This is a genomic window from Litoreibacter ponti (assembly GCF_003054285.1).
GTDB lineage: Bacteria > Pseudomonadota > Alphaproteobacteria > Rhodobacterales > Rhodobacteraceae > Litoreibacter > Litoreibacter ponti.
In genome coordinates this window covers 1-25,140 of the sequence record NZ_QBKS01000003.1, presented here as the reverse complement: position 1 = coordinate 25,140, position 25,140 = coordinate 1, and the positions used below count along the sequence as shown (strand labels likewise).

Sequence of the window (25,140 nt, the reverse complement as noted above, 5' to 3'; positions counted from 1 at the left end):
TGGCGCGGCTTTCAGGACCGCTCTCGCGCCTTGCCGATCTCCTTTTGGATCATCTGTTCTGTGACAGCGAACCGCCTTGGGAACACGAAAACGAACGCGGCATGAAGGGCCACGGCAATCCCCCAGCCCAGCATCGGCCAGTGGAACCAGATGGCGCCGGAGGACGTCATGAAATTGATGATCGCAAGTAGCAAAATGACCGCGGCATATACCGAATAATGCGTGTAGAAACTCATCTTGGCTTCAACCCGGTTCTTTGCTGATTGGTATTCGTCTGAATGCTCCATAGCCCCCTCGTCTCCGTTGCTTCAGGACCGGCTTTGACTAGCAGACCGGGGGACGTTCCCATTGAGCAAGATCAATGCCTCCACGGTGGTCAGGCGGTATCCGGGCTTAAACCGCCCATTTGGATGGAGGGATTTCAATGCCCGGCACGCCGAACCCGCTCAGTGAAATGGGCAATCTCGAACATGTGGTTGTTGCGCAGGACGAACGGCCCAACCCGTCGTTCAAGACAACCGCGCTCCCCGGATTCAAGAAGACCGTTCAGGGTCGTCGCGCCATTCGCAAATTCGATGGCGAACCGATACCCGATGAGGTGATGCGAGACTGTTTCGATGACGCGATCCTGGCCCCGAGCGCCTCAAATCTTCAGTGCTACGAGTTCTATTGGGTCCGGGATGCGCAAAAGAGAACGCGCCTGTCAGAGCTTTGTCTTGATCAGCCGGGGGCAGTGACGGCAGGAGAGCTGATCGTCGTAGTCTCGCGGGTCGATCTATGGCAATCGCACCTGAAGAAAATGTCCGACATCATGACAGACGGTGGCCGTAAGCCCTTCAAGGGGCCGGTCCGGGACTACTATGAAAACATCGTTCCCATGCTGATGAAGACGGATCGCTTTGGGTTCCACAATCTCAAACGCAGGCTGATGTTTTGGTATCGGGGCCGCAGCGAGCCGGTTGTGCACGAGCCGGTCACGCGGGCGGACCACCGCATTTACGGCCACATTCAAGCGAGCCTTGCCGCCGAGAACCTGATGCTGTCCCTGGCCGCGCATGGGTACGAATCCTGCCCGATGAGCGGGGTCGACAAGCCCGGTATCAGCACCTTGCTAGGCCTGAGTTCATCTGCGGAAGTCACGATGGTGATCGGTGCGGGGAAAGGAACGCCTGACGGTCTTTTGAGCCCACGCGCACGGCTGCCATTTCATGAGTTGGTGAAGGAAGTATAGCGCCCCTAGCAGGGCAGGTTTGTAAACCAACCGTACGGTGTGATTGGCTGCCCGTTGCTGCCATTCACTTCGTAGACAAATGTGATCTCATTTTCCTGAAACGCGAGCAACGCGGCGCGTTCATCGGATCCGCACAGCATGTTTCGGACGTTTTGATAGAGCTGACGTTCCTCGCCATTGGGCGAATTGTCTCGGACGCGGAACATCTCCGCAGAATTTTTTGCGCTGAACGTGAGATCAATGATACCGTCCCGCAGTTCCACACTTTCGAACCGGGAAAGGCGTGTCGGGACCGCTTGATCGAGATTTGCAGCAATATGGGCATAGGCCCGCTCTACCGCGGCATCATGGGCCTGCGGATCGTCGAGCCATCCCTGCATCAAGCGATATTGCACGAGGCGCGAAGCCTCACGCGTTGCCACGGCCACCCGTGACCACGCCTCGCCGTCTCCCCCAACCTCGACCATGCTGCGTTCGGTCAGCTCGAAGGCAAAAATCTCGATCTGTTGTGGCTCTTCGTCAACGACGAAGACACACGCCATGAAGCGATCGCCAGGCTTGGCCACCTCTGTAGACCAAATGCGCGCTTCGGCGACACAACGCTCGCGGGGATAGTCGATCGGTTGATGGTTTCGGTTGGCCCAGATCACGCCGATGACCGCAGGCGTGGCCTTCGAGATATCATACACGCGCGGTGCATCTTGACCCTCCTCGTCAAGCACGCGGCAAACGATGTATTCCTTATAGCCAGTCTGGTATCGCAGGCTCGGCGCCAGATTTTCCCCATTTATGGTCTGCAAGCAGCTGTTGCCGAGAACAGGGGTCACCTGTGGATTGTTCGGGGCATCGGAGCGCCAGTTGGCCAGCCAAAGCGGACCAAATCCGTCGTGAAAAGCATTGTAGTCGGAGGGATAGTGAAGATCGAAAACCGTCTCGACCCCGCTCGCACCAGTAAAGGTGATCCGGGCATCGAGTTGCCCCGCATAAGTGTATCCCTCGAGCGGACTGATGCTTGCCGTCGCCGTGACGCTGTGGTCCGGGACCGCGCTGCGGCCGACAACACCAGAAGAGACCTGTTGATATGCACGGTAGAGACCGCTCGTAGACACTTTTCCGGTCACCAGCAGGAAGCTCAATGTCAGCAGTGAGATCGAGACGATGAGATGGAGAAGTACCGAAATGCGCATGAAGCCCTCTGCCGTGGAATAGCGTTCTCTTAGAAAACGGGGCAAACGGGTCAGAAATAGGGCGATATAGCATTGATTTCCGACGGGCGCATGGGGCGGGCATTCATGCTTCTCGCTGAACCTGTCGGTTGGCGTCAGAGCTGCTGATCCCCACACCAGAGGCATCGGGTCTGGATGCGCTGTGCTTTCCAGCGTTCGCGCTGCAAGCGGCTCGTCACTTGCGCCAGTGTCTGCTTTCTTCAGCTAAAAACGGTCATGGTGCGCTACCCAAGTTCCATGGTCGCGATGGCGTGGAACGCTGCTGGATGAGCTTCAGGACACGCACCATTGAACATTCGGGCAGTTTCAAAAACCGGCTCGAAGCCACGTTCTTGGAGCAGTGCGCAAAGCGGTGAACTTTGCTGTTGCACGTCGACAAAGACCGGCTGGTCACCGTTTGCAAATGGATTTGATGCCAGCAAGGCCTGAGTATCAGCGTGCGAGGTCGCGTTCAGCGGTCCGATTTTGGTCCCCAAACCACAACGCCGGAAGGTCGCATATCCAGAAATCTCACCCCCGTGTGTCACAACCATAGTTTGTCGATTTCGCGAGGTGCTAAACCACGCCGTCGAAAATGCAGTGCGATCCATGCCGCAACATCTGGCGTCATAGACGATCAGTGCCTCGGTCTCATCAGGTGAAGCGGGCCGGACACTCGGGTCCAGTGCCGTACTGATCCATCCTTTATACCGCACGGTGCTGCCATGTTTCACAAAGCCTGACTTCTCATAATTCTCTTGCTGCTGAGGCACGCCGTCCAGACCGATGCTGCGGGTCCCGGCATGTGCAATGCCAGCACGCCAGACCTCCAGACCGTGACCTTGGCCGCGGTGATCGGGCTTGCACAGGTAGAGACCGAGAAAGGCAAAACGGGGGTCGTGATTGACGACAGAAATCGCGGCGACAGGTTCGCCGTCGACTGTTTTGATCAGAAAGCCTTGCGGATCGGCTGCAAGCATAGCCTCCGCATCGTCCAGCCCGGGATTCCACCCCTCCTCCGCTGCCCAGCCCAGAACCAACCGCAGATCTTCAAGGGTCATCGCGCGGATCGTCATGGGGAGAGCGCATCCTTGAGCGAAAGCGTGTGCGCGTTGCGTTCGCGCAGATCCAAGGCCGAATGCAGGTCGACCAGATGGCTCCGCATCAACTCCTCTGCCTGTTGTTCATTGTGATCGGCCAACGCCTGTAACAGCGCATAGTGCGCATGTTTTTCACACAGGGCGCTTTCGCGGCGCCAATACAGAGCGATGATCAGCGAGGACCGCGCGATCAGGGTCTCGATGAACCCGGTAATTGTTGCTTGCCCGGCGATCCGGGCAATTTCCGTGTGGAACAGACCGGACAGATAGAGCGCCCGCCCGGGATCATTTGCGTCAAGCGCTGCATGTTCGTCGTTGATGTGGCGCTCGAGCATCGTGATGTCGGCCGATGTCGCGTGTTTGGCCGCACTGCGGGCCGTGCGCGGTTCAAGCAGTTCGCGTGCCTCGAAAACCTCATGCGCTTCGGTGATTGAGGGGGATGCAACGGAAGCGCCTTTATTGCGTCTGATATCAACCAGTTTGATATGTGACAGGGTCTGCAAGGCCGCACGCACCACCGTGCGCGACACCCCATAAATCTCGGACAGCTCGTCTTCGCCCAGCCGTGTGCCCGGTGCGATCCTATGTTCGTGGATGGCCAGAGACAGCGCCTGCGAAATGCCGTCGCTCGTTGCGGGTGGTGCTGGTGTCGAATCTGCGGTTCGGGTCATATTCTTCCTTCCGCATCTCACATGGCAGAGCCATTTAGGGGCCTCAAGCCTTACATGTGTACGCAACCAACTCTTGTATTGTATACAATTTTGTGTTCAATTTTTCACCGCAAGGGGAATGAAGCGCAAAATTTTTGAGCAGAGCCATCAAAGGTTCTCTGACTTACGCCCGCCGAGATTGCTTTGCTGCCCGCCTGCTGACTTCAGTGGCATGACCTATCGGGGGAAGTATGAACGCGCCGATCAAAGAACTTGAGCTGGTATCTGTGACCAAGCGGTATGGCGCGACGGTTGCGGTCGATGCAATAAACCACAGGTTTCAACCCGGAGGGTACGCGTGCCTGCTGGGGCCTTCGGGCTGCGGGAAGTCGTCGACCCTGCGGATGATCGCGGGCCATGAAATTGTGTCTGAGGGATCCATCCTGCTGGGTGGTGCTGACATTTCCGACCTGCCACCTGCCAAGCGTGGCACGGCCATGATGTTTCAGAACTACGCGCTGTTTCCGCATCTGAGTGTTGCCGACAATGTTGCCTTCAGCCTCAAGATGCGTGGCGACGATAAGGCGGACCGGCTGAAAAAGGCCGGTGAAATGCTGGAGCTTGTGGACCTCAGCGCCCTCAGCGACAGGTTGCCGGATCAGCTGTCCGGCGGCCAGCAGCAACGTGTGGCCCTCGCGCGCGCCTTGATCACGCGGCCACAGGTCCTGCTGCTGGACGAGCCGCTTTCCGCCCTTGACCCGTTCCTGCGAATCCGCATGCGCGGGGAGTTGCGAAAGCTGCAGCGCGAGTTGGGCATCAGCTTTGTGCATGTGACCCACGGCCAGGACGAGGCATTGGCACTCGCAGACGAGATTGTCGTGATGAACAACGCCATCATCGAACAAGCCGGCACGGCGCGGGATGTGTTCAACGCGCCGAAAACGGCTTTCGTCGCTCAGTTCATCGGCGGGCATAACGTGATTGCACTGCCCGAAGGGCACTATGCCATTCGAACCGACGCTGTCGGCGTGCTGCAAAGCGAGACGGGCAAGCTGCAGGGCAACATATCCGCGGTAGAATACCAGGGCGCGCATGTATCCGTTTCGGCCCGCATTGCTGGCGATCAGGAGATCAGCGCGCTGATCCCCGAAGGCACCTTTTTCGACAACCCATTCAACCCAGGCGATCAGGTCGGTCTGATCTGGGACGACGCAAATCTGCACAAGCTTACGGCCTAGAAGTCATCTGACATGGAGAGAAAAGACATGACCAAAGTTTCAAGACGGAATGTTCTGAAGGGCGGCGCAGCCTTTGCCGCAGGAACGACGCTCGGCGCGCCGATGATCTGGGCGCAAAACATCAAAGATGTCACTTTGCGCCAGTTCGGCACCGGCGTGTCGAACCTCAATGACGTGGCCAACAAGGTGAAGGAAGACCTTGGCTTCACGCTGGAAATGACGGCGCTCGATTCCGACAGCGTAACCCAGCGTGCGGCCACGCAGCCCAACAGCTTTGACATTGCCGATATCGAATACTGGATCTGCAAGAAGGTCTGGCCGACCGGCAACCTGCAGGCGATGGATACGTCCAAGATCAAGAACTACGACAAGATCGTGGGCATCTTCCGCAATGGCAAGCTGACGCCGGAAAGCACCATCGCCCAAGGCACGGCTCCGCACACCGTGGGCTTCACCGAAGGCCCCGAGGGCAAGACCTTTGTCGACAACGAATCCGGCTGGATGACGCTGATCCCCACGATCTACAACGCCGACACGCTGGGCATCCGCCCCGACCTGATCGGCCGCCCGATCAACAACTGGTCAGAGCTGCTGAACCCCGAGTTCAAGGGCAAGGCGTCGATTTTGGACATCTCGTCGATCGGTATCATGGACATGGCGATGGTCGTCGAATCCATGGGCGAGTACAAATACCCCGACAAGGGCAACATGACCCGCGAAGAGATCGACCTGACCATGGCCATCTTCACCGAGGCCAAGAAGAACGGCCAGTTCCGCGCCTTCTGGAAGTCCTTCGACGAGAGCGTGAACCTGATGGCGTCTGGCGAGGTGGTGATCCAGTCCATGTGGTCGCCCGCGATCACGGCGGTGAAGTCCAAGGGTGTACCTTGCGTTTACCAGCCGCTCGAGGAAGGCTACCGCTCTTGGGGCGGCGGCATCGGCCTGTCAGCGTCGCTGAGCGGGTTGGAGCGTGACGCGGCCTACGAATACATCAACTGGTATCTCGATGGCTGGGTCGGCGGCTACCTGATGCGTCAGGGCTACTATTCCGCCGTGCCGGAAACCTCCAAGAACTACATGTCCGAAAACGAATGGGGCTACTGGTTCGAGGGCAAAGCAGCCACCGATACCATCACCTCTCCGACGGGCGATGCCCTGGCGCAAGCCGGCGAGACACGCGACGGCGGGTCCTTCCAGGACCGCATGGGCGCGGTTGCCTGTTGGAACGCGGTTATGGACGAAAACCAATACATGGTCCGCAAGTGGAACGAGTTCATCGCGGCCTAAAGACCACGGGGCGGGCGCCTCAGCGCCTGCCCCAAACCTGACTTGAAAAGACCTAAAGTGCTGAAAAATAAAACCTTTATTGGATGGCTCATGGCACTGCCGATCATGGCGGTGCTTGTGTTCTTTCTGGTCCTGCCCATCGTGATGATCGTCACGGTCAGCTTCTGGCAAGCCACCGAGTTTTCCATCATTCCCGCTTTCGACTTTGAGAACTACGAGTTTCTGTTCGGGTCAAACGTCACCTATCGCGTCTTTTTCAACACCTTCAAATACGCGTTTATCACTTGGGTCTTCACTCTCGGCATCGGCTTCACTGTTGCCTACTTTCTAGCCTTCCATGTGCGCAGCCTGACATGGCAGATCGTTCTGTTCCTGCTGTGCACGATCCCCTTCTGGACTTCCAACATCATCCGGATGATCTCTTGGATCCCGTTTCTGGGCCGAAACGGCATCGCCAATTCAACCCTGATCTCATGGGGCGTGATTGACGAGCCGCTGGACTGGCTGCTGTTTTCCGACTTCGCCGTAATCTTGGCCTTCGTGCATCTTTACACGCTGTTCATGGTGGTCCCGATCTTCAACACGATGATGCGTATCGACAAATCCCTGATCGAGGCGGCGCGGGATGCCGGGGCCTCCGGCGCGCAGATCTTGTGGAACGTCATCATCCCGCTCACCAAGCCCGGCATCATGATCGGCACCATTTTCGTGGTCACGCTGGTGATGGGCGATTTCATCACCGTGCGCTTCATGTCCGGCTCTCAATCGGCCAATGTCGGGCGTCTGATTTCAAACGACATCGCGCTGCTTGCCTATCCGTCGGCGTCCGCCACGGCCGTGGTGCTGTTGCTGACGGTACTGATCGTCATCGGCATCATGCTGCGCTTCGTCGACATCCGGAAGGAGCTATAGCATGGAGCCGCGCCCCCGCTCCTTCTACGTCCTCAGCGCCTTCTTTGCGCTTTTCTTGCTGTTCCTTTACGGCCCCACGATCACCATTGCGATCCTGTCGTTCCAAGGCCCCGGCGGCGGACTGACATTCCCCATGCGCGGCACCTCATTGCACTGGTTCCGCGACCTCTTCGAACAACAAGCCGTCGGTGACATCTGGGGCAGCTTCCGTCGCAGCTTCGCATTGGGGCTGATGGTGATGGTGACGACCGTGGTGCTATCCGTGATGGGCGGGCTTGCGTTCCGCAAGAAGTTCAGAGGCTCCAGTGTCCTGTTCTATTTGATCATCACCTCGCTGGTCATCCCCTCGATCCTGATCTCGCTGGGCGTCGGGCTCATCTTCTCCCAATCGGGGCTGGAGGTGCACTGGTCTACGTCCGGCTTCGGGTCGCAGCTGACTTGGACCTTACCCTTTGGCCTTTTGATCATGTTCGCCGTCTTTAATCGCTTTGATAAAAGCTACGAGGAAGCCGCTCGCGATCTGGGCGCAACCTCTTGGCAAACGCTGCGCCATGTGGTGCTGCCGATCATCGGGCCGTCCCTGATTGGCGTCGCATTGTTCGGCTTCACGCTGAGCTACGACGAATTCGCACGCACCCTGCTCACGGCAGGCAGCTACAACACGCTGCCGCTGGAAATCTTCGGCATGACGACCAACGTCACCACACCGGTCCTCTATGCCTTGGGCACTCTCACGACTGTGTTCTCATTGCTGATGATCGGCCTGTTCCTATCCCTCGCTCTGTGGAGCACCCGTCGCAAAGCGCGCGCAGGATCAGATGCAGGCAAGGGCATGCTATGATCGTTCTAATCAACCCGAACAGTACGGTTTCCATGACGCAAGCCATGCTGCGCACCGCCCGGGAAACGGTGCCGACGGCTGAGTTCGAAGGCTGGACATCCCATGATGGCCCCCCGGCAATTCAAGGCGAAGAAGATGGCAAACTGGCCGAAGCGCCGCTACTGGAATTGGTCGTGAAAGCCTCGGACCGGGGCGCGTCGGCGATAATCATCGGATGCTTCGACGACACGGCTCTTGATGCCGCGCGCGATCTTGCAAAATGCCCGGTGATTGGCATCGGGCAAGCGGCCTACCATCTTGCCGCCGTTGCTGGCAAACGCTTCTCCGTCGTCACGACACTTGATATCTCCGTGCCCGTTCTTGAGGCGAATATCAGATCGTATGGTCTGGCAGGCCAAGTTGGCAGGGTGCGGGCCAGCGGCGTCCCCGTTCTCGCGCTGGAGCAAGACGCCCATAGGGCCACCGATCAGATCGTCGCCGAGATTGGGAAGGCCGCACGCGAAGACGGCGTGCAATCCGTCGTGCTTGGATGCGGCGGCATGGTCGATATCAAGCACAAAAGCCCACAACCGTTCGGAATTCGCCTCATAGACGGGGTCCGCGCGGCTGCTGTTTTTGCAAGTGAGCTATGACGGGCCGGACTCGGGTGACTGTTCGTAAGCATTGAAGATGCGATCCGCTGCGGGTGTAACATTCTTACGGATTTGGTTGCAGGTATCGCGTACAAAACTGCCGCAGCGGGAATGCCTGTTATCGTTCCTGAAGCGCGAGCCGAACGCCAAGAGCGCAGAAGATGCTACCAACAACCTTGCCCTGCCACTTGAGAACAGTCGGATTGCGGCGGAGGAAGTTGCCCAGGCCACCTGCCGCGACTGAGTAGACAATTGTGCTGAAGAAGCCGATCAGCGCGAATACGATCCCAAGAACGGTAAGCTGCGCGACCACAAAGCCTCTTTCAGGGGCGACAAACTGAGGCAGAAACGCAAGGAAGAACAGCGCGGTCTTAGGGTTCAGTACTTCGGCAAGAATCGCCTGTCTGAAGGCGTGAGGTGCTGTGATAGGAACGCGACCCTGGGCAAGATCGACCGAATTTTTCTCAAAGATCGCCTTCAATCCAAGGTAAACCAGATACGCGGCCCCAAGAAATTTCACTATTGTAAAAAGCGTCGCAGACGCTGCGATGATGGCGGAGATACCGACCACCGCCATGATGGTGTGGAGGAAATCTCCTGCTGTGATACCAGCACCCGTTGCAATACCGACTTTCGTTCCAGAGGTGGTCGCTCGCGCAACCGTCAAGAGAGTCGCGGGTCCGGGAATGAAAACAAAGCCAAGAACGATCAACGAATAGGTTAGCAGTACGGTGGGATCGATCATTCTGTTTTCTCCAAAATTTCTCAAGCTTGCAGCAATCCACAAGCTGCGATGAATGACAAGCCCCGGAACCAGACGTTCGCTGCAACCTGACGAATGAGCAGGTTGGGCTCAGAGCCGACATATAAAGCTATCCAGCATCTGCCAAGCCGGGGCATCGGCCCTCGACGTTGACGACCCACGCCTAGCAATCGATTGAGCTGCACCATTCTGCGATGCAACCGGTCTAAGCTACCGTTGGCTTCGACATAATCTCCGCCCTACTTGCAAAGGATCAAACCGGGAATGTCCGTTCAATGATGGACGATGTTGAGACCCTCATCCTCAGTTGGCGGCACAAAGAGCGCCGTGAACCGTCGGAATTGTGCCTCGGTCGCCGCGAAGGCATGATGTCCCTCGGCATTGCGGGCGCGAAGGCGTTCCAGACAGACGGCGTCAGACACATCAAGGTAGTGCAATTGATGCCCCGCGTGACTGGCGCGCGCGACATCCAGCATCCATTTCCGCTGCGCCACAGTGTTGGCCGCGAAGTCCAAAACCACCGTTAGACCTGCAGTCAACAAGGCCGACACGTGCGGCACCATTGCCGTCCGCAACTTGGCCGAGCATCGCATGAAGTCGGCTCCGTCCTTCATCTGGTCGGCGAACAACGCACCCAGCCAGTCATCCTCAGAAATGACAATCGGGCCAGCGGACGCACCAAGCTTTGCGCACAGCGTCGATTTCCCGGCCGCGATTTTTCCGCAGACCATGTGGAGCATGGGGGACGTTTGCGCCATACCTGATCTCCAGTGTTCAAACTATCCAAACGGTCGCCCCACTATGGGAGCAACCGCCCGCATCACACCAGTTTCGTTTGCGACTGCGCAAGCCAGACAAGCCCAAAGAGCATCATCGCGGCGGCCAATGCACAGGCCAGCGTGCGGACCGTGTTCCACATGGTCCAGCGCGGCAGGTAGGTGCCGGTCCAGTAGTCGCGGGTCGCGTCTGCCGACAGCTCCATACCTGCAAGCGCCTCGTTCATCGGGACATTAAAGAATACCGTAACAGCGAAGCACCCGAACAGGTAGACCAGTGCGCCGAGCAGGATGAGCGTTCCCGGTGCACCGGCAAGGTTCATCGCGCTGTAGACGACGACGAATACCGACACGGCGGCCATACCGAGAAAAAGCGTCATGAACACCCAGCGAAACACCTCGCGATTGATGACTTGCATGGCTTCAACGCCACCATTTCCGCCGGTGCGGGAGAGCGAGCGCATGATGAAGTCAGAAAAGGCCAGGAACACACCACCAACGATCGCGTAGGCGAGAATGGAAAGCTGCAGCAGAACGAAAACGAAGGATGACATGATATTTCTCCTATTTTTAAGTGAGGGCGGTGGCAGGCACTGATGACGCGCCACCGCCGAGCTTCAGTGTCAGGCTTAAATGTCGGGAAGTGGCCCGCGTGCTGGGTTCGCGCGACGGCTGAACGCGACAACGCACAGCCCCGCAACGGCCAACTCGAAGAAGAGCGCACCGACGATGGGGCCCGAAGGCAAACCGTCGATGACCAACCCGATGATCCGGCCCGCCGGGAAGGCGAGGAAGACGATCAATGCCGCAGCCTTGGCCAGGGGTGTCATCGCGGAGCGCCAGATCCCGGCCAACATCAGGACACCGAATGAGGCGAGGCCTGCCGCTGGCGCGCGCAGTTCGCTCAAGAGGCTCGCGTCATCGCCGACAGTGATGCCGTAGCTGGCAAAGAACGCATGCGGCGCGGCCAGAATGAAGGCACCGATGCCGACAGCCGTCAGACCCGAGACTCCGAGGGCGATTTTTTCGAGAACAGTGATGGACATAATAGGTTCCTTTCGGATGAGAGAGCCAATCAGGCCGCGGCGTTCCAGACCCCAAGGGCGGCGGCCGCAGCTGCGAAATCGACAAAGTCGCGCGGCGCGCGACCAAGCGCGCGCTCCACGCCATCGGTCACATGCGCGTTGCGCCCATCGAGCGTCTCGCGCGCAATCGCCGTGAAGACGTCGGCGACGAAGTCACCCCCCGAAGCGGCAACATTGGTGTGGAACTCTTCAAACGTGATCGGCAGATGCTGGATCGGGCGACCTGTTGTGGCCGACAGCACCTTTGCCATCTCTGCGAAACTCATCATGCGCGGACCAGTCACCTCGTAAAATTCACCGGTGTGCCCGTCCTCTGTGAGTGCAGCGACAACGACATCTGCAATGTCATCGATGTCGATGATCGGCTCGGCGATATCGCCACCTGGCATGGGCAGAATCCCTGCGAGGATCGGATCACGCAGATAGCCTTCGCTGAAGTTCTGCGCGAACCACGCGGAACGCACCAGGGTGAAGGGTATGCCAGAGCCCTGCACGACCTCTTCGCCGAGACGCGCATGGTGCTCACCGCGGCCAGAGAGAAGCACAACGTGTTCAAGACCGCTGGCCGCTGCCACTTTGGTGAAGGCTTCGAGTTTCTCGACAGCGCCCGGGAAGGCCAAGTCGGGGAAAAATGTGACATAGGCCTTCGACACACCGCTCAAGGCGGGCGCCCAAGTGGCCGGGATTTCCCAATCAAACGGGATTGCCGAGTTGCGGGAACCGCGCCGAACAGGGACGCCCATTTTTTCAAGTTTCGCGACGACGCGTGATCCGGTCTTTCCAGTGGCGCCTGCGACAAGGATGGGTTGGGATTGCATGGGGTAACTCCTCTTTGAATGCGATGCTCAAGGGGTAGTCGGCCCCACGCGTCGCAGTATTGATCGCCGCTGCCAGGGTTTTGACCGATCGTGCCAACAGCGTCCTGTGACATACCGGTTTGGGGAAGCTATCATCGGATCATGCACATTTTTGGCGCAACGCACGGACCCCGATCATGGCCTATGTAACCACGCTCTTCGCGCGGAAGATGGTCGCTGCCGCCGGGACAGGCATCGACCAGAGAGCGACACTGGAACGCGCAGGTATTGACCCTGACGCGCCTTGGGACCCGAAAGTCATGATCCCCGCAACGACCTATTACGAGATGCTCGAAGCCATGGCGGAAGAGATCGACGTGACCGAGCTTCCGGTCCATGTCGGCGCATCCATGCGATGCGATGACTACGGAGCGCTTGGCCTTGCATGGAAAGCAGCGCCTTTCCTGAAGGCGTCCTGCTTACGGATTGAACGCTATGCCCGGGTCTGGACGGGTGTCGTGACCTACGAGCTTCGAGAGGAACCCCGCGGCATTCTCTTTATCCTGCACAGAGAGGGTGCACGGCGTTTGGGGCTGCGCCTTTCTAACGAGGCGACCCTCGCCAGCGCGGTCTCGTTGTCGCGGCAGGTCTGTCCGGTCCCTTTCAGCCCCATCGAAGTTCTCATTCAGCACAAGGGACCCAGGTCCAAGGCCTACCATGAGGCGTGGTTTGGATGCCCGGTCCATTTTGAGGCTGATCTTGATGCAGTCCTGATCTCCCATGAGGCCATGGAGCGGCCAAACATCCTCGGCGACGAAGGTATCTCAAGATACCTGATGTCAGACCTCGACACCGAGTTGACGAGGATCAAGACACCACCCACGGTTGTTGGCGAGGCAAGAAACGCGATTGCGCAGGCCCTGAGCGAGGGCACGCCGCGGGTGGCCGACATTGCCAAAGGCCTTGGCATGAGCGCCCGCTCCTTCCATCGCCGCCTCTCGGAACACGGTTTGAGTTTCCAGTCCCTCACCGAGGAAACCCGCCGTGAGCTGGCCGAAGGCTTGCTGCGCGATGAGCAGTATTCGCTGGCCGAGGTTGCGTTTCTCATCGGCTTTTCGGAGCAAAGTTCCTTCACACGTGCCTTCAAGCGATGGCTCGGCACGACGCCTGCCAGCTATCGCAAGGCAGAATTGATCAACGCCTCCAGCCCCGCGCAGATCAAACACTAAGGTCCGGAAAAGGCTTGGCAACACAGTGACCGAAACGGCCCAGACCTGCCGTTCAGCCGGTGTTACCATCGCTGCGGTGCGATCCGCAGAACTAGACATTCGCTGCAACGCCACAAGCTTGGGGTTAGTGAAAAGATACTTCGAGGGCATAATGCGCGCGCAATTCGGCTTGATCCCTGAAATTCTCAAACAGAAGCAGGACGCCGTCTTCCGAGATACTCTCGAACGAAGCAAACATAAGACAGCGTGGCTCCTCCGGAGTATCGGGGATCAGGTCGTCGAGTGCCGCGCGTGCCTCGTCGAGATGCTGCGGCTTTGGTCTGATAGTCGCGAACAAAAACAGGCCGCCCCCTTTCACCCACCTGCGGCCTCACCGCGATAGACTGGTTTCAGCATCTCGATCAACTTGGCCTGAATCGGGGCGACAGCTTCGTTGACCGCGCTCACTCCCATGTCATGTCCAACCTGGACGCGTATCGGCCGGGCGCCCGACATCTCGATCAACCGGCTGATCGATGCTGCCACGTTGTTGGCATCCGTCCCGCTCAGATCTGTTTCAAACATATGCCCGAACATGCCTAGAAGGCGGTCCCGACCTGCTGCAAGATCGCCATAGGCGTCCAGACGCTTAGTATCCTGAGGCGCGGGTGCCGTGCTCACCAGATCGGTACCGTGTCCGCTTGGCTCAATCAGAACACAGTCGATGCCAAAGGTCTCAAGCTCGTTGTGGAGCGCTTCGCCATAAGCCTCGACTGCCCACTTGCTGGCGCAGTAGATACCGAAATAAGGCATCCCGAATCGACCTGCAGATGAGCTGAGGTTGATCACCAAACCGGATTTCCTGGCGCGCATGCCTGGCAGTGCGGCCCGCGTCAATCGCATGATGCCATAGACGTTCACGTCAAAGACATCCTTTGCCTGGTCCATGGTGAATGCCTCGGTCAGACCAACAGGCATCACGCCAGCATTATTGATCAGCACATCAAGAGGTCCATTCGCCTCGATCTCGTCGATGGCTGTTTGGCAGGCTTGCTCGTCAGTTACGTCGAGTTCAAGCGGGATCAGATTGAGACCCTCCATCTGTGCCTTGGCCCGCATGTTGGACGCCGCGTCTTCGTTGCGGCCCGAAATGTCACGCATTCCGGCATAGACCTTATGGCCGCTTGCAGCCAGCGCTAGCGACGTCAGGCGCCCGATTCCGCGACTTGCGCCGGTGATGAGAATTGTTTGTGTATGTTTCATGTCAGACCTCATTGAGTGATGTTTGATTGATGGAAGTCGCGGTTGTCTTCGGCATCATGCCTGCGTCGGTAAAATCGCTTCAAAGATTGCGTCGCGTCCGAGATCGGGACTGGGCGGGTAGATCCATGATTCATTGATCTGCGCCTTCATGGCGGCACCTTCCACGCCCGACATGGCGATGGTCCTGTCCCAGTCTTGGGTGAACAGGGCGTTTGACGCGCCCAGGCTCAGACAGGTAGCGTAGTCGGGCTGCGCATAGGGCCGCAGGTCTTTTCCAAGCAGATCGAGCACGGCGTTCTGGCCAGCCGCTATGCCCATGGGCATCGCATGTTGGCACGACATCAGCGTATTGTGCGCGTCATGCGCAGCGGCGACCCCGATGTCACCAGCGGCAAACAGACCTGTTTCACCGATCACCTGCAGATTTTGGTCAAGCCGAAGCCGTCCGTCGCTTGCGTGAATGCCAATGTCCTTGGCCAAGGGGGAAGGCCGCAGGCCGGTCGCGAAAATAGCGGTTTGTGCATCGATTTTCCGACCTGACCGCAGTACGACCTGTTCTGCAGAGACGTTGGTCACGGACTCGCCGCCCAAGAACTGAATGTTGGCCTTTTCGAGCGCAGACTTGATGTCTTGGGTCAGGTTGGCCCCAAGCGATTGGCCTGCGACGTCTTGTTGATCAATCAGATAGATCGCAGCGTCAGATCCCAACCGGTCGCGCAGGGATGTCGCGATTTCTAGGCCGCTGAAGCTCGCCCCGATGACGACAAGCGTGGGTGCGCCAGGCGCTGTCTTGCCGAGCTTGGACACATGCGCATCCAGGCGCGCTGTCTGCTGGTACGCATCCACGTTAAACCCGTATTCCGCCGCGCCGGGTATGGGGGGGATCGCGACATGGCTGCCCATCGCGAGGATCAATCGATCAAAATCCATAGTGGCAGCCTGTTCAGTGCGCACCGCGGTGGGGGTGACGTCGGCAATCCCGATGTGTTCGAACCTGACGCCGATCGTCTCTAGCAGAGGCTGCAAGGGAACCAGCATTTCGGGTCGGGCCCCTTCATAGAGCCGCGGACGGATGCACAGGTCCGGGTCCTTCGAAACGAGCGTAATCGCGATGTTGTCTGCGTTTTGGCGGTACCGTGTGGCAGCGGCGGCCATTGCGGCCCAGAGACCGGCAAATCCGCCCCCAGCGATGAGGATTTTCGACATGTTAAGCTATCCTGTTGTTGCTGGTCGCAGAGGTAGCTCTTGCATTATCGTGAGTACACGATCACTTTTGTGACTCTGAATCGCAAGAATGAGAATGCAGATGCTTGATTGGGACGAGTACCACCTCTTGCTGCACGTCGCTCGGTTTGGGCGAATTCCCGAAGCGGCACAACATTTGAAGGTGACGTCATCCACCGTCTTTCGCCGCCTGGCCGCCATTGAGGGCAAGCTCAACATGCCCGTATTTCAGCGGGATGGCGGGCAGTACAGCCCAACAGAGGAAGGTGCGGCAATCGTGAACGCTGCTGAGAAGATGGAGCAGGAGACTGCCATTCTTGCCCGCCAGCTTTTCGGCAAAAGTCAGACCCTGTCGGGGTCTGTCAAGATAACGACGAGCGAAGTCCTGTCGTCATTTTTCGTCGCACGTCACGTGATGTCGATGGGGCAGGATCATCCGAATTTGAAAGTGCAGGTGGTGAGCAGTGACAGGATGCTGGACCTGTCGCGCCACGAGGCAGACGTCGCGCTCCGGCCCAAGAGGCTGTGTTCGAATGCGCTTTATGGGCGCAAGATTGCGACGATCCGGTGGGCGACGTATGTCGCGGACCAAAGCCGTCGCGATGAACAACTTCAGCTTGGGACATATATCGGTCACGCAGGCGATCCCCACCTGGCGGAGCATTTCGGGTCAACCGCGTTTGACCCGAATGCCACCGAGGGTCCGCAATTTTTTGCAAGTTCCCTGATCCTGCGTGCAGCCATGTGCGCACAGGGGGGCCACGCCGCTGCGCTGCCGATGATCCTGGGAGAAGTCTGGCCGGGCCTGCGCCGTGTTGGCGGGCCGCTTGATGCCCCGCTCGGGGATCTATGGATCGTTTGCCACAATGACATGCGGCGCAATCGGCGTGTCAGGGCCGTGTTCGATGCGATGATTGAAGGTGCCCGCGCTGACAGGGCCCTTTTTGAGGGACCGCAATGGGCTGACAAGGCAACCTGACCTGCAGAACGCATGCGCATGTATGGGGCGGATCGGGGTCGTTGTGGCCGAGCATGGGTGTTGATCGCGTGTTGATACCCGGTTCTATCCGCACACTATGATCCTGTAGGCCTCGGGAACTTGGCATGCATCGGGACGTGCTCCAAATCCGACGCCCACTTTGGCAGTTCAGAGGCGAATATTCTGATCCGTTCGGCAACTTGGGCAGGTTCTTTCAGGATGCCGGCTGGCACGATCATTTTGGTCCCGTCACTGCTGGCCCAGGGTACACCTGACCCGCAGACCCGGCAAAACGACTTGGAAATGTCGCGCGCAGGCACCTGATATCTGACGATCTCTGCCGTGCCGGTGAGCCAGACAAACCCTTCGGCACCAACGAACAGGTTGGATGCAAACGCCGATCCCGTAATTTGGCGACACTGATCACAGCTGCAAAAAAACAGCTTGTCGAACGCGCTGGCGACTTCGAAGGAGACGGCTCCGCACAGGCAGGTGCCGGTTATTCTAGGCTGTTCAGGTTTGGTCATCTGTCTACCTTTCTTGTTGTCGCACGCCGCATGGTTTGGTGAGTGGAGCCCATTTGTCGCTGTCCCGAATTGATATGGTGGTTTGTCTTCTTTCATCCCTTGAGAGCCTCATTTCACGGGGGCTTCAAAGACGGCTGGATTGAAGGGAGATGCGTCGATGAATTCGGCTGAAAAGGATGACCCCATTAATGAAACCACATATTTTCTGGGGCGGAACGTCCACCACCGGCCCGTATCCACCGAGGCTGGCATGTCGCCCCTGGCATCCAGGTCGAGTTCGACATCACCGGTCAGTTGAAGCATCCGGTTCGTTTCGAAGTCGACGAAGACGAGGCCCGCGCCTGAATGGAGCAGGAAGTTTCCCAGCGTGCTGAACATCGAGTTCCCGTGGTAGTCCGGGATGAGAAGTGTCTGACCCTGCGTCCGGATGAAACCGGGATTGCCACCGCGATGAGAGACATCCGCCGACCCATCTGCCGCGGTGCTGGCCACGAAAAACATGTCGGCCTTGGTGATCCAATCCCAAGCATACTTCGGCAGAGTTGTACCGGTCTCAACGCGGTGCGGGTCTGTTGGCGCGTCCGTTGTCGTCAAACGCCATGCCTGAATGTATTTGGGGCAGTTGGGATAGGCTTGGTCGACAGACAAGGTCAGTTCTTGGCTCGACGTCGCGGCAATGCGGCCATTGACCCGCAACCGCTTGCGGGTCGAAAGGTCAATGAAAAGCAGACCAACGTGGTTTCCGATACTCAGGTCGAGTTGCCGATCCAGCAGCCCACCCTGGCCGAGGGGTAACGTGAGCGATGTACCGCCCCGGCCGACAGTCGCGAAGCCAGCGGTCCCCACAACAAACTCCGCCCAGATATCGCCACTAGCGGAGGTGCCACCGACGACGCAGTACGACTGTGCTGCGACGAAGGGGGTGACGCGATCCGGGATCGACGGCCATATCAATTTTGAATTTGCGGCAGCAACCTCGCGGACGCCAACCGTTTGCTGAATTGCCAGTTCGCCAGAATGAAACATCTTTCACCTGCCCTTTGTGAGTATGGGTCAGTGCACCGCCTGACTGGCGGTGCACTGGGGTTTTGGCGTGCTCAAAAAGTGACGAGCCGGTATCCTTCATCAAGATAGCGAGACAGGTCGATGACGCCTGAGGTTCCCGGGATCGCTTTTTCAGCGACGAGGGCAACGTCTGTGGATTGAACGTCTTCCGTCGCACCAAAGACATCGGCGCATCCTTGGCAGGCCCCCACTACCGTGTCCGCGACCGCAGTGTAGAGAGCGTTGGCAGGGTGGTCGGGCGTGACCAGCTCGCGCACCCAGCGCACGCCGGTGCCCTGAAAGATAAGGGCGACGTCCTGTTTCTTTTCCTTGAGTTCATAGGCCAGAAACATCGCGTTGAAGACACGGCCAAGCGCCTCTTCGGAGTTTGCCTTTGGGTCTGAATAGATAACGATTGCAGTTTTTGACATGAGGTATTCCAGTTTTGGCTTGTGTTTACCGAACGATCGTTCGAAAATTGGATAACGAGGGCATGAATTGCTGGCAACTATATTTTACCGTTCGTTCGGTAACGTCATGGTGATCTGGAGGATCTGAACGTGGGACGACGATCAAGCATTGGGGAAAAGGACCTGATTGAAGCCCTGTCGCGCGTCTTTCGTGACACAGGCTACGAAGGGGCGACGCTGTCATCCCTGTCGCAGGAAACCGGCCTTCAGCGCGCCAGCCTTTACCATCGGTTTCCCGGCGGGAAAGAGCAGATGGCACAGGAAGTCCTTGCCGCCACCGAAAGCTGGCTGAGGGAAAACATCTTTGAGCCGCTGAAGTGCGACGGTTCGGTAGATCAACGTTTGCAATCACTGATCCGGAAGCTGGATGAGCTTTACTCAAGTGGCAAACAAGCCTGCATTCTGAACATGCTAAGTTCTGCCCGCGATCATGACAGTCCCTTTGCGGAACCGATCAAAAGGATCTTCGATGCCCTGATTGATGCGCTTGCCGCCCTCGCTGAGGAACGGGAGTTTGAGGAGGCCGACGCAAGGGACCGGGCCGAACGCGCGGTCATACTGCTGCATGGCAGTCTGGTTTTGTCGCGGGGGACCGGGACGCAGAGGCCCTTTGAACGGTTTCTCGAGACGCTGCCTGATGAACTGCTTGGGCACAGATGACGCAGGGTCGACGCCCGCGAACAACTTCATCATATGGGTTAGGTCGCTGAGTCATATCGCGAAGCTGCCGACATCTGGCGCACATTGGGAATGAGCCGTACTGCGGTCAGCCAGCTGAGTATCGTGGCGCAAAGCATGACAGTCGGGAAAGACAGGTCCGCCAGAATGCTTGCCAATCCAGCAGCGCTGGCCGCCCCGAGCGCACCCCCCGACATTTGCAGGAACCCCTGCATCGCCGCCGCCACGCCCGCCTTTTGCGGGAACCGCTGGAGGGCGGCCGCGATGGATGCGGGCAACATTATCCCCAGCCCCGTGACATGTACCACCATCGCGCCGTTGATCAGGAACTTGTTCAACATCCCAAACGCAGGCGGCGCGAAAAGCAGGACAGCCCCTGCCAGCATGATGCTCATCCCGAGCAAAGACATCGATCGTGGTTCAGCGGTGGCGGCGACTTTCCTTGTTATGATCCCACCGATGACAAATCCTGAAACAGCGATGGGCGAATAGAGGCCAAACTCAATCGGAGAAATCCCCAAGGTCCCGATCAAAACCGCCGGGGCACCCGAAAAGAAAGCTGACATCGAAGCAAAAGCGCAGGCGACGGCCAATGCGTTTGGCCAGAAGACAGGATCGCGCAGGATGGCGGCGTATTCCGCAACTTCCGAGCGCGGTGCCACATGCCGACGGGTCGCCAAGGTTTCCGGCAGCGCCCGCGAGACGATCACCACAAGAGCCAGACCCAGCGCGCCGGTGATCGAGAACGCTGCCCGCCATCCGAGCATCTGTTCGACCACACCGCCTATCAGCGGCGTGAGCCCGGGAACCAGCGCGAAAGCAATCGTGACAGCCGCTAGGACACGGGCCAGTTCGACCCCTTCGAAACTGTCGCGCGTTGTGGCCCGGGACACCACGATCCCCGCGGCGGCACCAGATCCCTGCACGATCCTGCCAATGAGCAGGTTCGAGTAATCGACCGCAGTATTGCACAGGAAGGTTCCGAGCAAAAAAACGGTCAGGCCAATCATCAAAATGGGCTTGCGCCCGTATCGGTCCGACAGCGGACCGATCACTAGCTGCATAATGGCAAATGCGCAAAGGAACACCGCGAGCGTCGCCTGACTTGCGCCAGGCGACACCCCGAGGTCATGGGCCACGCTGGGCAAAGATGGCGTGTAGATGTTGGATGCAAACTGCCCGACTGCGGCCATCCCAGCCAAAAGCAGGATGGTCGATGTCGTGGCCACAAGCTTGCGCTGGTGGAATTGTCCGAAAGGATGGTCGAAGGACATCTGAGCCTCCTGCTTGTTCAACTTGAAGATTGTCAGCGGCTGGCAGGTGCCCGCGTTTGCGCGCACCTGCGTTTTCGGCCTGATGGCCCTGCCCGCCCCGGGTCAGGACACCTGTGAGGCCACAGTCATCCGTTCGGACCGCCGCTCCGCCCGGAGTTTGCTGATCGAAAGGAAGTGGAACCCAAGAAAGATCGGGACAAAGAACGCCGGGAACAGCGCCAGGGGATGGTCGTTGACGATGTTCGGCGCATCATGGGACAGCAGATGGGCGAAGCCTTCCGAGGTCATGATCCCAAGCGCCACGGCGAAGACGAAGTCCAATATCCCGATGATGTTAGCCCGCATCAGCAGTTTTCTGGCGTTCGGTGCGTCGTTCGCCAAGGCTTTGCTGGCCTGCCATCCCGCGAGGCCGGCCCATATGTCGCCCAGCCCTGCGGGCAGCGCGAATTCTGCCGGAATGCTTCCCCCGAGCCACCCGATCAGAAAGACGCCGCCCATGATGCGGGGGATTTGAAAGGCGGCGAGCGCGGCCATCGGCGTGGCCATCGTAATGCGTCGTCCCAGCGGTGTGATCCAAGCGAGCCCCCAGACAATCACAGCGCCACCGAACAGGAACGCAAGCACGATTGGCGGGTCCTGAAGGGTCGGCGGTACGTTCAGCACGTTGGATTCAGAGGGCGGCACCACGATGGCGAACCAAAGCCCGAACAGGAACGCCGCCACTGTGACCGTCACACCGGTCTGCCCAGCCGTGAGGTTTGCCCGGCTTACGCCGATCATCATGATTGCAAATGCAATCAGCGGCAGTGCGACAGCAAAGGTGCGCACGTAGAAAATTAGAAAGTCTGTCATGTCTCTTCTCTCAGGTTGTGGTGGATAAATTCGAAGTTTGACGTCGAAGTTGGAACCGCTGTTGAGCGGATGTTGGGATGCCCCGGAAACGCCCGACGCGTTGTGTGGAACTGTCAGGACCCCTGACACCGCCCCCTACGGTGGTCCAAGGCCGCACGCTTTTTCTTGAAGATCGGCGCGCTGCGTCTCTGTCATCTCTTTCATCCTCATATTTTAGCGTATGATTGTACTCTTAATTTATAGATGTTATACGACCTCTATAATGTCAATCCCCGGGAGGCAGGTGCATGCCGAGAATGTCGGAAGCCGAAAAACAAAAGAGCCATGAACGGATCATAGATGCGGCAGCGCGGCTGTTTCGGAAGAACGGCATCAGCGCCACCAGCGTATCGGACGTAATGCAAGCAGCGGGACTTACGCAGGGCGGATTCTATCGCCACTTCGCTTCGAAGGAAGACCTTGTCGCCGCAGCGTTTGAGCGGTCTGCCGATGAGCTTTTGTACAAGGCGGAAGGGGGGACCGCAGGTGAAAAGCGCGCAGACTACATCGCAAAATATCTCTCAACCGGTCATGTGGCAGACCCCGGGCAAGGCTGCCCGTTCGCCGCGAACGGATCAGAGGTGACACGGCTCGGAGATTGTGTTCGGTCGGAAGCATCAGATGCGATCAAGCGGATCTCTGCCATGCTCAACAGTACAGAGGACAAGACCGCAGATGATGGCGTTGCAACCCTGGCGCTTTTGGTGGGGACGATAACACTTGCCCGGCTGGCTCAGTCCGACGCAGAAGCGACGCAGATTGTCGAGGCCGGCAAAGTCGCAATCAATCGACTGAACGAAGCCCCCCTAGGGTAAAATCTTGCCGCCCGTCGTGGCAACACCACAAACAGCAGGAACCGGGTCGAACGAGACGCCCTTGAACTCTATTCTCGGCAAAGAACGGAGGACTTCGATGCGCTACCAGTTCGAAGCAATGCCATCGTCGGTGGCAAATTGGCACCGCCAGAACCGGCAAGATGAGATGGGAAACAGAATTCTGATTTTTCAGGATGGTGGTTCGTATCCCTGCCGCCACTGCCTGAAAGAAGCGGGTAAAGAGGATGGTGCCTTGCTCTTTTCTTACCGGCTCCCCCTGCCCGACAGCGTCTATGCCCAGCCAACGGCTGTGTTCCTGTGCAAGAGCGATTGCACGCGTCACGTCGGCGGGAAAAGCGTGCCCGAAATAGTAAGAAACAGGTTCGTAGCCCTGCGCGCCTTTCACGCGAACGGGCTTATGGACTACGCGATGAACACCTTGTCCAACGGGGAGGACGTCGGCGTCGAAATCGAGCGCATTCTGGCGAACAACGAGATTGCATACATCAATATCCATACAGCACTGGCCGGGTGCATGTTGTGCGCGGTACGCCGAAATTAATTCGCGACGATGCGTGTTTCCAATTCAACGAGAAGCAGGCCTTTGAAAGCAGGCTGATCATCCTTTGCCCATAAAGGCGTATGCGTCAAAAGAGGCTACGTGAGTAGCGCTTCACACGCAAATCACCGGCGTGCTACTATTGTAAGCCAATACCACATATTTGCTTCAGAAATACTCGTAGTCGTTTTCCTATCTCAAGTGGCTGTTGCTGTTTTAACCATTCTACACGCGTTTTTTCACGGCCCTTACCTGCCGTTGGCCGACCGATCAGGATACTGCACTCGCAGCCCGCCTAGCGGTCATTCGCTGTAAGCGCGAAGTCTCGAAGTCTACGAATGGGAGAATTGCGGGACGAAGCACCATTTCGCTGCGGCTGCGCCAATGGCGGCTTTCAGTTTGGGATCTTCGGCGAAAACTTCGAGCGTTGAAGGAGCCTTTGACCTTTTGAAACTCCAACACAAGTGCGGGCATTTTCGAATTTCTTCGCGTCAGAAGCCGCAGAAAGTCTTGGGAAAATCTCTCGTAATTCCTGCTGTATGCCAAAGTCGACGCTGTTCACCGCGACGGGTCCCGGGAAAAAACTCTCTGTAGGGCACCCTTCCGCAAAAATGATCTCATGCTGGTCGAAAACCAGGTGTGTATATTCGACGTCTCGGCACCCCAATCTTTGCCGTACACCGCGCAATTTCAAAAGGCCTTTGGCGGCGACAAGCGCTTCAGGCAAACCCAACGCCTTGGTCAACGCCGGATCGGCGACAAGCACACGGTGTTGCGGTGAAACGCACAGAGTGCGTTTCGGGCAGCCTTGTCCCAGCGTAGCAGCCTTGATTTCTATTGGTTTGTGTTTGTCCGGAAATGCTGGGAACGTGAGCCGTCGTGTTGACTAGATCGCCTTTACGCAGGTTTTCGACGGGTGTCTCTCCCTGTGGCGTCAAGATCAGCGTTCCCGCCGCAAAGCAAACGACGCCCTCGTTGGAAAAGCTGCTGTAGCTGGTCGAATTCGGAGTGGTGACACTTGTGACCGTATATTCAACGCCCAGTTCTGGAGCCGGATCATGGAAAATGTAGTAATAGGAGTTGCTGGACGCGATGAAGATTTCTGTCATGCGGTAGGTATTGGTGCCGTCGGTCAGGGTGATCTGATCGCGCGGCTGAACCTGACCGGATGCTTCGGGATTGCCGAATTCGTCGGTGACGACCACTGTCTGGTTAGAATCCTCATCATCCCGGTCGTCGGTTCCGTCCTGAAGGCTCGAATCATCGTCTGTTATCGAAATTGTGTGATCTGTGGGGATGGTAAAGGTGATCGTATCACCGTTGGACGGGCTTCCGCCCGGCCAGGTGACCTGATCGTCATCATATCCAGAGTAATTGAACGTCGCCATTGCGCTCATGGGTAACGACAACGTTTTAATTGCAGGTAAAGAGTGTCGGCTAGCACCGAGCCAAGGCCTTGGTTATGGGCTAGGTAACGGCGTCCAATGTCGAAGCCGACATTGGTTCATTTTGCAGCATTCGACGGTTTGGGCTCTCTGCGGTCGTCCGAGGCGGCGCGGCATCTCCTCAGGCAGACCAACTTTCAGTAGTGCGTGACGGCCCTTAGCGGACCTTCGACCTTCCTTCGAGATACTGCGGTCGCAGCCCGCTTACCGGACATTCGCTGCAGGCGGATGGTTCAACGCTGTCGA

30 protein-coding genes are annotated in these 25,140 nt (G+C 58.0%); 11 read left to right on the top strand and 19 right to left on the bottom strand.

Annotated features, from left to right (window positions below):
- Positions 1 to 11 precede the first annotated feature (11 nt).
- Positions 12 to 287, bottom strand: a complete 276-nt coding sequence (locus C8N43_RS18985; protein ID WP_107847459.1) for a 2TM domain-containing protein — start codon at positions 285 to 287, stop codon at positions 12 to 14.
- A gap of 137 nt (positions 288 to 424) precedes the next feature.
- Between C8N43_RS18985 and C8N43_RS18980 the strand changes: the two genes are divergently transcribed.
- On the top strand, positions 425 to 1,231 hold the full coding sequence (locus C8N43_RS18980) for a nitroreductase family protein (protein ID WP_107847457.1): 807 nt from the start codon (positions 425 to 427) through the stop codon (positions 1,229 to 1,231).
- Positions 1,232 to 1,236: 5 nt separating this feature from the next.
- Here C8N43_RS18980 and C8N43_RS18975 read toward each other — a convergent pair whose 3' ends face one another.
- From C8N43_RS18975 to C8N43_RS18965, 3 genes are all read right to left on the bottom strand, one after another.
- A complete protein-coding gene (locus C8N43_RS18975; protein WP_158270028.1) occupies positions 1,237 to 2,463 on the bottom strand; it encodes a hypothetical protein in 1,227 nt (408 codons plus the stop codon).
- A gap of 218 nt (positions 2,464 to 2,681) precedes the next feature.
- Positions 2,682 to 3,512 (bottom strand): GNAT family N-acetyltransferase, encoded by an 831-nt coding sequence (locus C8N43_RS18970; RefSeq protein WP_107847453.1) that lies wholly within the window; start codon positions 3,510 to 3,512, stop codon positions 2,682 to 2,684.
- Positions 3,509 to 4,207 (bottom strand): GntR family transcriptional regulator, encoded by a 699-nt coding sequence (locus C8N43_RS18965; protein ID WP_107847451.1) that lies wholly within the window; start codon positions 4,205 to 4,207, stop codon positions 3,509 to 3,511. The genes C8N43_RS18970 and C8N43_RS18965 overlap by 4 nt, the downstream gene beginning before the upstream one ends.
- Positions 4,208 to 4,437: 230 nt before the next feature.
- Here C8N43_RS18965 and C8N43_RS18960 point away from each other — a divergent pair, with 230 nt between their 5' ends.
- From C8N43_RS18960 to C8N43_RS18940, 5 genes are all read left to right on the top strand, one after another.
- Entirely contained in the window at positions 4,438 to 5,424 is a 987-nt protein-coding gene (locus tag C8N43_RS18960; RefSeq protein ID WP_107847450.1) for an ABC transporter ATP-binding protein, read from the top strand.
- A gap of 27 nt (positions 5,425 to 5,451) precedes the next feature.
- The gene (locus C8N43_RS18955) at positions 5,452 to 6,711 is read left to right on the top strand and encodes an ABC transporter substrate-binding protein (RefSeq protein ID WP_107847448.1); all 1,260 of its coding nucleotides are present in this window, start codon (positions 5,452 to 5,454) and stop codon (positions 6,709 to 6,711) included.
- Positions 6,712 to 6,801: 90 nt separating this feature from the next.
- Positions 6,802 to 7,623 (top strand): ABC transporter permease, encoded by an 822-nt coding sequence (locus C8N43_RS18950; protein ID WP_107847613.1) that lies wholly within the window; start codon positions 6,802 to 6,804, stop codon positions 7,621 to 7,623.
- Between the two features lies 1 nt (position 7,624).
- Positions 7,625 to 8,464: an ABC transporter permease gene (locus tag C8N43_RS18945; RefSeq protein ID WP_107847446.1), complete on the top strand. Its 840-nt coding sequence runs from the start codon at positions 7,625 to 7,627 to the stop codon at positions 8,462 to 8,464.
- Positions 8,461 to 9,096 carry an aspartate/glutamate racemase family protein gene (locus C8N43_RS18940; protein WP_107847444.1) on the top strand — a complete coding sequence of 212 codons (636 nt, stop codon included), beginning with the start codon at positions 8,461 to 8,463 and terminating at the stop codon, positions 9,094 to 9,096. The genes C8N43_RS18945 and C8N43_RS18940 overlap by 4 nt, the downstream gene beginning before the upstream one ends.
- Before the next feature lie 118 nt (positions 9,097 to 9,214).
- Here the strand turns inward: C8N43_RS18940 and C8N43_RS18935 are convergent, their stop codons facing one another.
- The 5 genes from C8N43_RS18935 to C8N43_RS18915 all read right to left on the bottom strand — a co-directional run bounded on the left by C8N43_RS18935 (position 9,215) and on the right by C8N43_RS18915 (position 12,538).
- Entirely contained in the window at positions 9,215 to 9,841 is a 627-nt protein-coding gene (locus tag C8N43_RS18935) for a LysE family translocator (RefSeq protein WP_107847443.1), read from the bottom strand.
- A 290-nt stretch (positions 9,842 to 10,131) separates the two neighbouring features.
- The gene (locus tag C8N43_RS18930) at positions 10,132 to 10,599 is read right to left on the bottom strand and encodes a P-loop nucleotide/nucleoside kinase family protein (protein WP_245913099.1); all 468 of its coding nucleotides are present in this window, start codon (positions 10,597 to 10,599) and stop codon (positions 10,132 to 10,134) included.
- A gap of 80 nt (positions 10,600 to 10,679) precedes the next feature.
- A complete protein-coding gene (locus tag C8N43_RS18925) occupies positions 10,680 to 11,189 on the bottom strand; it encodes an anthrone oxygenase family protein (RefSeq protein WP_107847439.1) in 510 nt (169 codons plus the stop codon).
- 75 nt (positions 11,190 to 11,264) lie between these two features.
- Positions 11,265 to 11,681 carry a DUF4345 domain-containing protein gene (locus C8N43_RS18920; protein WP_107847437.1) on the bottom strand — a complete coding sequence of 139 codons (417 nt, stop codon included), beginning with the start codon at positions 11,679 to 11,681 and terminating at the stop codon, positions 11,265 to 11,267.
- A 29-nt stretch (positions 11,682 to 11,710) separates the two neighbouring features.
- Positions 11,711 to 12,538: a Rossmann-fold NAD(P)-binding domain-containing protein gene (locus C8N43_RS18915; protein ID WP_107847435.1), complete on the bottom strand. Its 828-nt coding sequence runs from the start codon at positions 12,536 to 12,538 to the stop codon at positions 11,711 to 11,713.
- Between the two features lie 176 nt (positions 12,539 to 12,714).
- On the opposite strand from C8N43_RS18915, the gene C8N43_RS18910 reads away from it, so the two are divergent.
- Positions 12,715 to 13,746 (top strand): AraC family transcriptional regulator, encoded by a 1,032-nt coding sequence (locus C8N43_RS18910; protein WP_107847433.1) that lies wholly within the window; start codon positions 12,715 to 12,717, stop codon positions 13,744 to 13,746.
- Positions 13,747 to 13,870: 124 nt separating this feature from the next.
- Here C8N43_RS18910 and C8N43_RS19955 read toward each other — a convergent pair whose 3' ends face one another.
- Genes C8N43_RS19955 through C8N43_RS18895 form a run of 3 tightly spaced genes read right to left on the bottom strand, consistent with a single transcriptional unit; the run spans position 13,871 to position 16,194 of the window.
- Positions 13,871 to 14,104 (bottom strand): putative quinol monooxygenase, encoded by a 234-nt coding sequence (locus C8N43_RS19955; protein WP_107847431.1) that lies wholly within the window; start codon positions 14,102 to 14,104, stop codon positions 13,871 to 13,873.
- A complete protein-coding gene (locus C8N43_RS18900) occupies positions 14,101 to 14,988 on the bottom strand; it encodes an SDR family oxidoreductase (RefSeq protein ID WP_107847429.1) in 888 nt (295 codons plus the stop codon). Before C8N43_RS18900 ends, C8N43_RS19955 begins: the two co-directional genes overlap by 4 nt.
- Before the next feature lie 54 nt (positions 14,989 to 15,042).
- Positions 15,043 to 16,194, bottom strand: a complete 1,152-nt coding sequence (locus C8N43_RS18895) for an NAD(P)/FAD-dependent oxidoreductase (RefSeq protein ID WP_107847427.1) — start codon at positions 16,192 to 16,194, stop codon at positions 15,043 to 15,045.
- A gap of 100 nt (positions 16,195 to 16,294) precedes the next feature.
- Here C8N43_RS18895 and C8N43_RS18890 point away from each other — a divergent pair, with 100 nt between their 5' ends.
- Positions 16,295 to 17,191 (top strand): LysR family transcriptional regulator, encoded by an 897-nt coding sequence (locus C8N43_RS18890; protein WP_158270026.1) that lies wholly within the window; start codon positions 16,295 to 16,297, stop codon positions 17,189 to 17,191.
- Positions 17,192 to 17,286: 95 nt separating this feature from the next.
- Here C8N43_RS18890 and C8N43_RS18885 read toward each other — a convergent pair whose 3' ends face one another.
- From C8N43_RS18885 to C8N43_RS18875, 3 genes are all read right to left on the bottom strand, one after another.
- Positions 17,287 to 17,718, bottom strand: a complete 432-nt coding sequence (locus C8N43_RS18885; protein WP_158270025.1) for a GFA family protein — start codon at positions 17,716 to 17,718, stop codon at positions 17,287 to 17,289.
- 108 nt (positions 17,719 to 17,826) lie between these two features.
- A complete protein-coding gene (locus tag C8N43_RS18880) occupies positions 17,827 to 18,744 on the bottom strand; it encodes a pyridoxamine 5'-phosphate oxidase family protein (RefSeq protein ID WP_107847422.1) in 918 nt (305 codons plus the stop codon).
- 71 nt (positions 18,745 to 18,815) lie between these two features.
- On the bottom strand, positions 18,816 to 19,193 hold the full coding sequence (locus C8N43_RS18875; RefSeq protein ID WP_107847420.1) for a DsrE family protein: 378 nt from the start codon (positions 19,191 to 19,193) through the stop codon (positions 18,816 to 18,818).
- 129 nt (positions 19,194 to 19,322) lie between these two features.
- Between C8N43_RS18875 and C8N43_RS18870 the strand changes: the two genes are divergently transcribed.
- Complete coding sequence (locus tag C8N43_RS18870) at positions 19,323 to 19,892, top strand: TetR/AcrR family transcriptional regulator (RefSeq protein WP_158270024.1); 570 nt, start codon at positions 19,323 to 19,325, stop codon at positions 19,890 to 19,892.
- 38 nt (positions 19,893 to 19,930) lie between these two features.
- On the opposite strand, the gene C8N43_RS18865 is transcribed toward C8N43_RS18870, so the two are convergent.
- Both C8N43_RS18865 and C8N43_RS18860 read right to left on the bottom strand, forming a co-directional pair.
- Positions 19,931 to 21,184, bottom strand: coding sequence for a multidrug effflux MFS transporter (locus C8N43_RS18865; RefSeq protein ID WP_146174255.1), 1,254 nt, complete (start codon positions 21,182 to 21,184; stop codon positions 19,931 to 19,933).
- Between the two features lie 102 nt (positions 21,185 to 21,286).
- Entirely contained in the window at positions 21,287 to 22,036 is a 750-nt protein-coding gene (locus C8N43_RS18860) for a hypothetical protein (RefSeq protein WP_107847414.1), read from the bottom strand.
- A gap of 296 nt (positions 22,037 to 22,332) precedes the next feature.
- Between C8N43_RS18860 and C8N43_RS18855 the strand changes: the two genes are divergently transcribed.
- A complete protein-coding gene (locus C8N43_RS18855) occupies positions 22,333 to 22,890 on the top strand; it encodes a TetR/AcrR family transcriptional regulator (protein WP_158270022.1) in 558 nt (185 codons plus the stop codon).
- 97 nt (positions 22,891 to 22,987) lie between these two features.
- Positions 22,988 to 23,452 carry a DUF1203 domain-containing protein gene (locus C8N43_RS18850; protein ID WP_107847410.1) on the top strand — a complete coding sequence of 155 codons (465 nt, stop codon included), beginning with the start codon at positions 22,988 to 22,990 and terminating at the stop codon, positions 23,450 to 23,452.
- Positions 23,453 to 23,843: 391 nt separating this feature from the next.
- Here C8N43_RS18850 and C8N43_RS19950 read toward each other — a convergent pair whose 3' ends face one another.
- A complete protein-coding gene (locus C8N43_RS19950) occupies positions 23,844 to 24,266 on the bottom strand; it encodes a Hint domain-containing protein (protein ID WP_425437102.1) in 423 nt (140 codons plus the stop codon).
- Complete coding sequence (locus tag C8N43_RS18840; RefSeq protein WP_107847405.1) at positions 24,169 to 24,846, bottom strand: Hint domain-containing protein; 678 nt, start codon at positions 24,844 to 24,846, stop codon at positions 24,169 to 24,171. The genes C8N43_RS19950 and C8N43_RS18840 overlap by 98 nt, the downstream gene beginning before the upstream one ends.
- Between the last annotated feature and the right edge of the window lie 294 nt (positions 24,847 to 25,140).

Coding starts and splice junctions, on each gene's coding strand:
- C8N43_RS18900 (WP_107847429.1), bottom strand. CDS start 14,988: ATGAAACATACACAAACAATTCTCATCACCGGCGCAAGTCGCGGAATC.
- C8N43_RS18880 (WP_107847422.1), bottom strand. CDS start 18,744: ATGTTTCATTCTGGCGAACTGGCAATTCAGCAAACGGTTGGCGTCCGC.
- C8N43_RS18850 (WP_107847410.1), top strand. CDS start 22,988: ATGCGCTACCAGTTCGAAGCAATGCCATCGTCGGTGGCAAATTGGCAC.
- C8N43_RS18885 (WP_158270025.1), bottom strand. CDS start 17,718: ATGACCAAACCTGAACAGCCTAGAATAACCGGCACCTGCCTGTGCGGA.
- C8N43_RS18935 (WP_107847443.1), bottom strand. CDS start 9,841: ATGATCGATCCCACCGTACTGCTAACCTATTCGTTGATCGTTCTTGGC.
- C8N43_RS18985 (WP_107847459.1), bottom strand. CDS start 287: ATGGAGCATTCAGACGAATACCAATCAGCAAAGAACCGGGTTGAAGCC.
- C8N43_RS18970 (WP_107847453.1), bottom strand. CDS start 3,512: ATGACGATCCGCGCGATGACCCTTGAAGATCTGCGGTTGGTTCTGGGC.
- C8N43_RS18875 (WP_107847420.1), bottom strand. CDS start 19,193: ATGTCAAAAACTGCAATCGTTATCTATTCAGACCCAAAGGCAAACTCC.
- C8N43_RS18865 (WP_146174255.1), bottom strand. CDS start 21,184: ATGTCCTTCGACCATCCTTTCGGACAATTCCACCAGCGCAAGCTTGTG.
- C8N43_RS18945 (WP_107847446.1), top strand. CDS start 7,625: ATGGAGCCGCGCCCCCGCTCCTTCTACGTCCTCAGCGCCTTCTTTGCG.
- C8N43_RS18860 (WP_107847414.1), bottom strand. CDS start 22,036: ATGACAGACTTTCTAATTTTCTACGTGCGCACCTTTGCTGTCGCACTG.
- C8N43_RS18855 (WP_158270022.1), top strand. CDS start 22,333: ATGTCGGAAGCCGAAAAACAAAAGAGCCATGAACGGATCATAGATGCG.
- C8N43_RS18980 (WP_107847457.1), top strand. CDS start 425: ATGCCCGGCACGCCGAACCCGCTCAGTGAAATGGGCAATCTCGAACAT.
- C8N43_RS18920 (WP_107847437.1), bottom strand. CDS start 11,681: ATGTCCATCACTGTTCTCGAAAAAATCGCCCTCGGAGTCTCGGGTCTG.
- C8N43_RS18940 (WP_107847444.1), top strand. CDS start 8,461: ATGATCGTTCTAATCAACCCGAACAGTACGGTTTCCATGACGCAAGCC.
- C8N43_RS18895 (WP_107847427.1), bottom strand. CDS start 16,194: ATGTCGAAAATCCTCATCGCTGGGGGCGGATTTGCCGGTCTCTGGGCC.
- C8N43_RS18930 (WP_245913099.1), bottom strand. CDS start 10,599: ATGCTCCACATGGTCTGCGGAAAAATCGCGGCCGGGAAATCGACGCTG.
- C8N43_RS18965 (WP_107847451.1), bottom strand. CDS start 4,207: ATGACCCGAACCGCAGATTCGACACCAGCACCACCCGCAACGAGCGAC.
- C8N43_RS18925 (WP_107847439.1), bottom strand. CDS start 11,189: ATGTCATCCTTCGTTTTCGTTCTGCTGCAGCTTTCCATTCTCGCCTAC.
- C8N43_RS18950 (WP_107847613.1), top strand. CDS start 6,802: ATGGCACTGCCGATCATGGCGGTGCTTGTGTTCTTTCTGGTCCTGCCC.
- C8N43_RS18840 (WP_107847405.1), bottom strand. CDS start 24,846: ATGAGCGCAATGGCGACGTTCAATTACTCTGGATATGATGACGATCAG.
- C8N43_RS18910 (WP_107847433.1), top strand. CDS start 12,715: ATGGCCTATGTAACCACGCTCTTCGCGCGGAAGATGGTCGCTGCCGCC.
- C8N43_RS18960 (WP_107847450.1), top strand. CDS start 4,438: ATGAACGCGCCGATCAAAGAACTTGAGCTGGTATCTGTGACCAAGCGG.
- C8N43_RS18915 (WP_107847435.1), bottom strand. CDS start 12,538: ATGCAATCCCAACCCATCCTTGTCGCAGGCGCCACTGGAAAGACCGGA.
- C8N43_RS18890 (WP_158270026.1), top strand. CDS start 16,295: ATGCTTGATTGGGACGAGTACCACCTCTTGCTGCACGTCGCTCGGTTT.
- C8N43_RS18955 (WP_107847448.1), top strand. CDS start 5,452: ATGACCAAAGTTTCAAGACGGAATGTTCTGAAGGGCGGCGCAGCCTTT.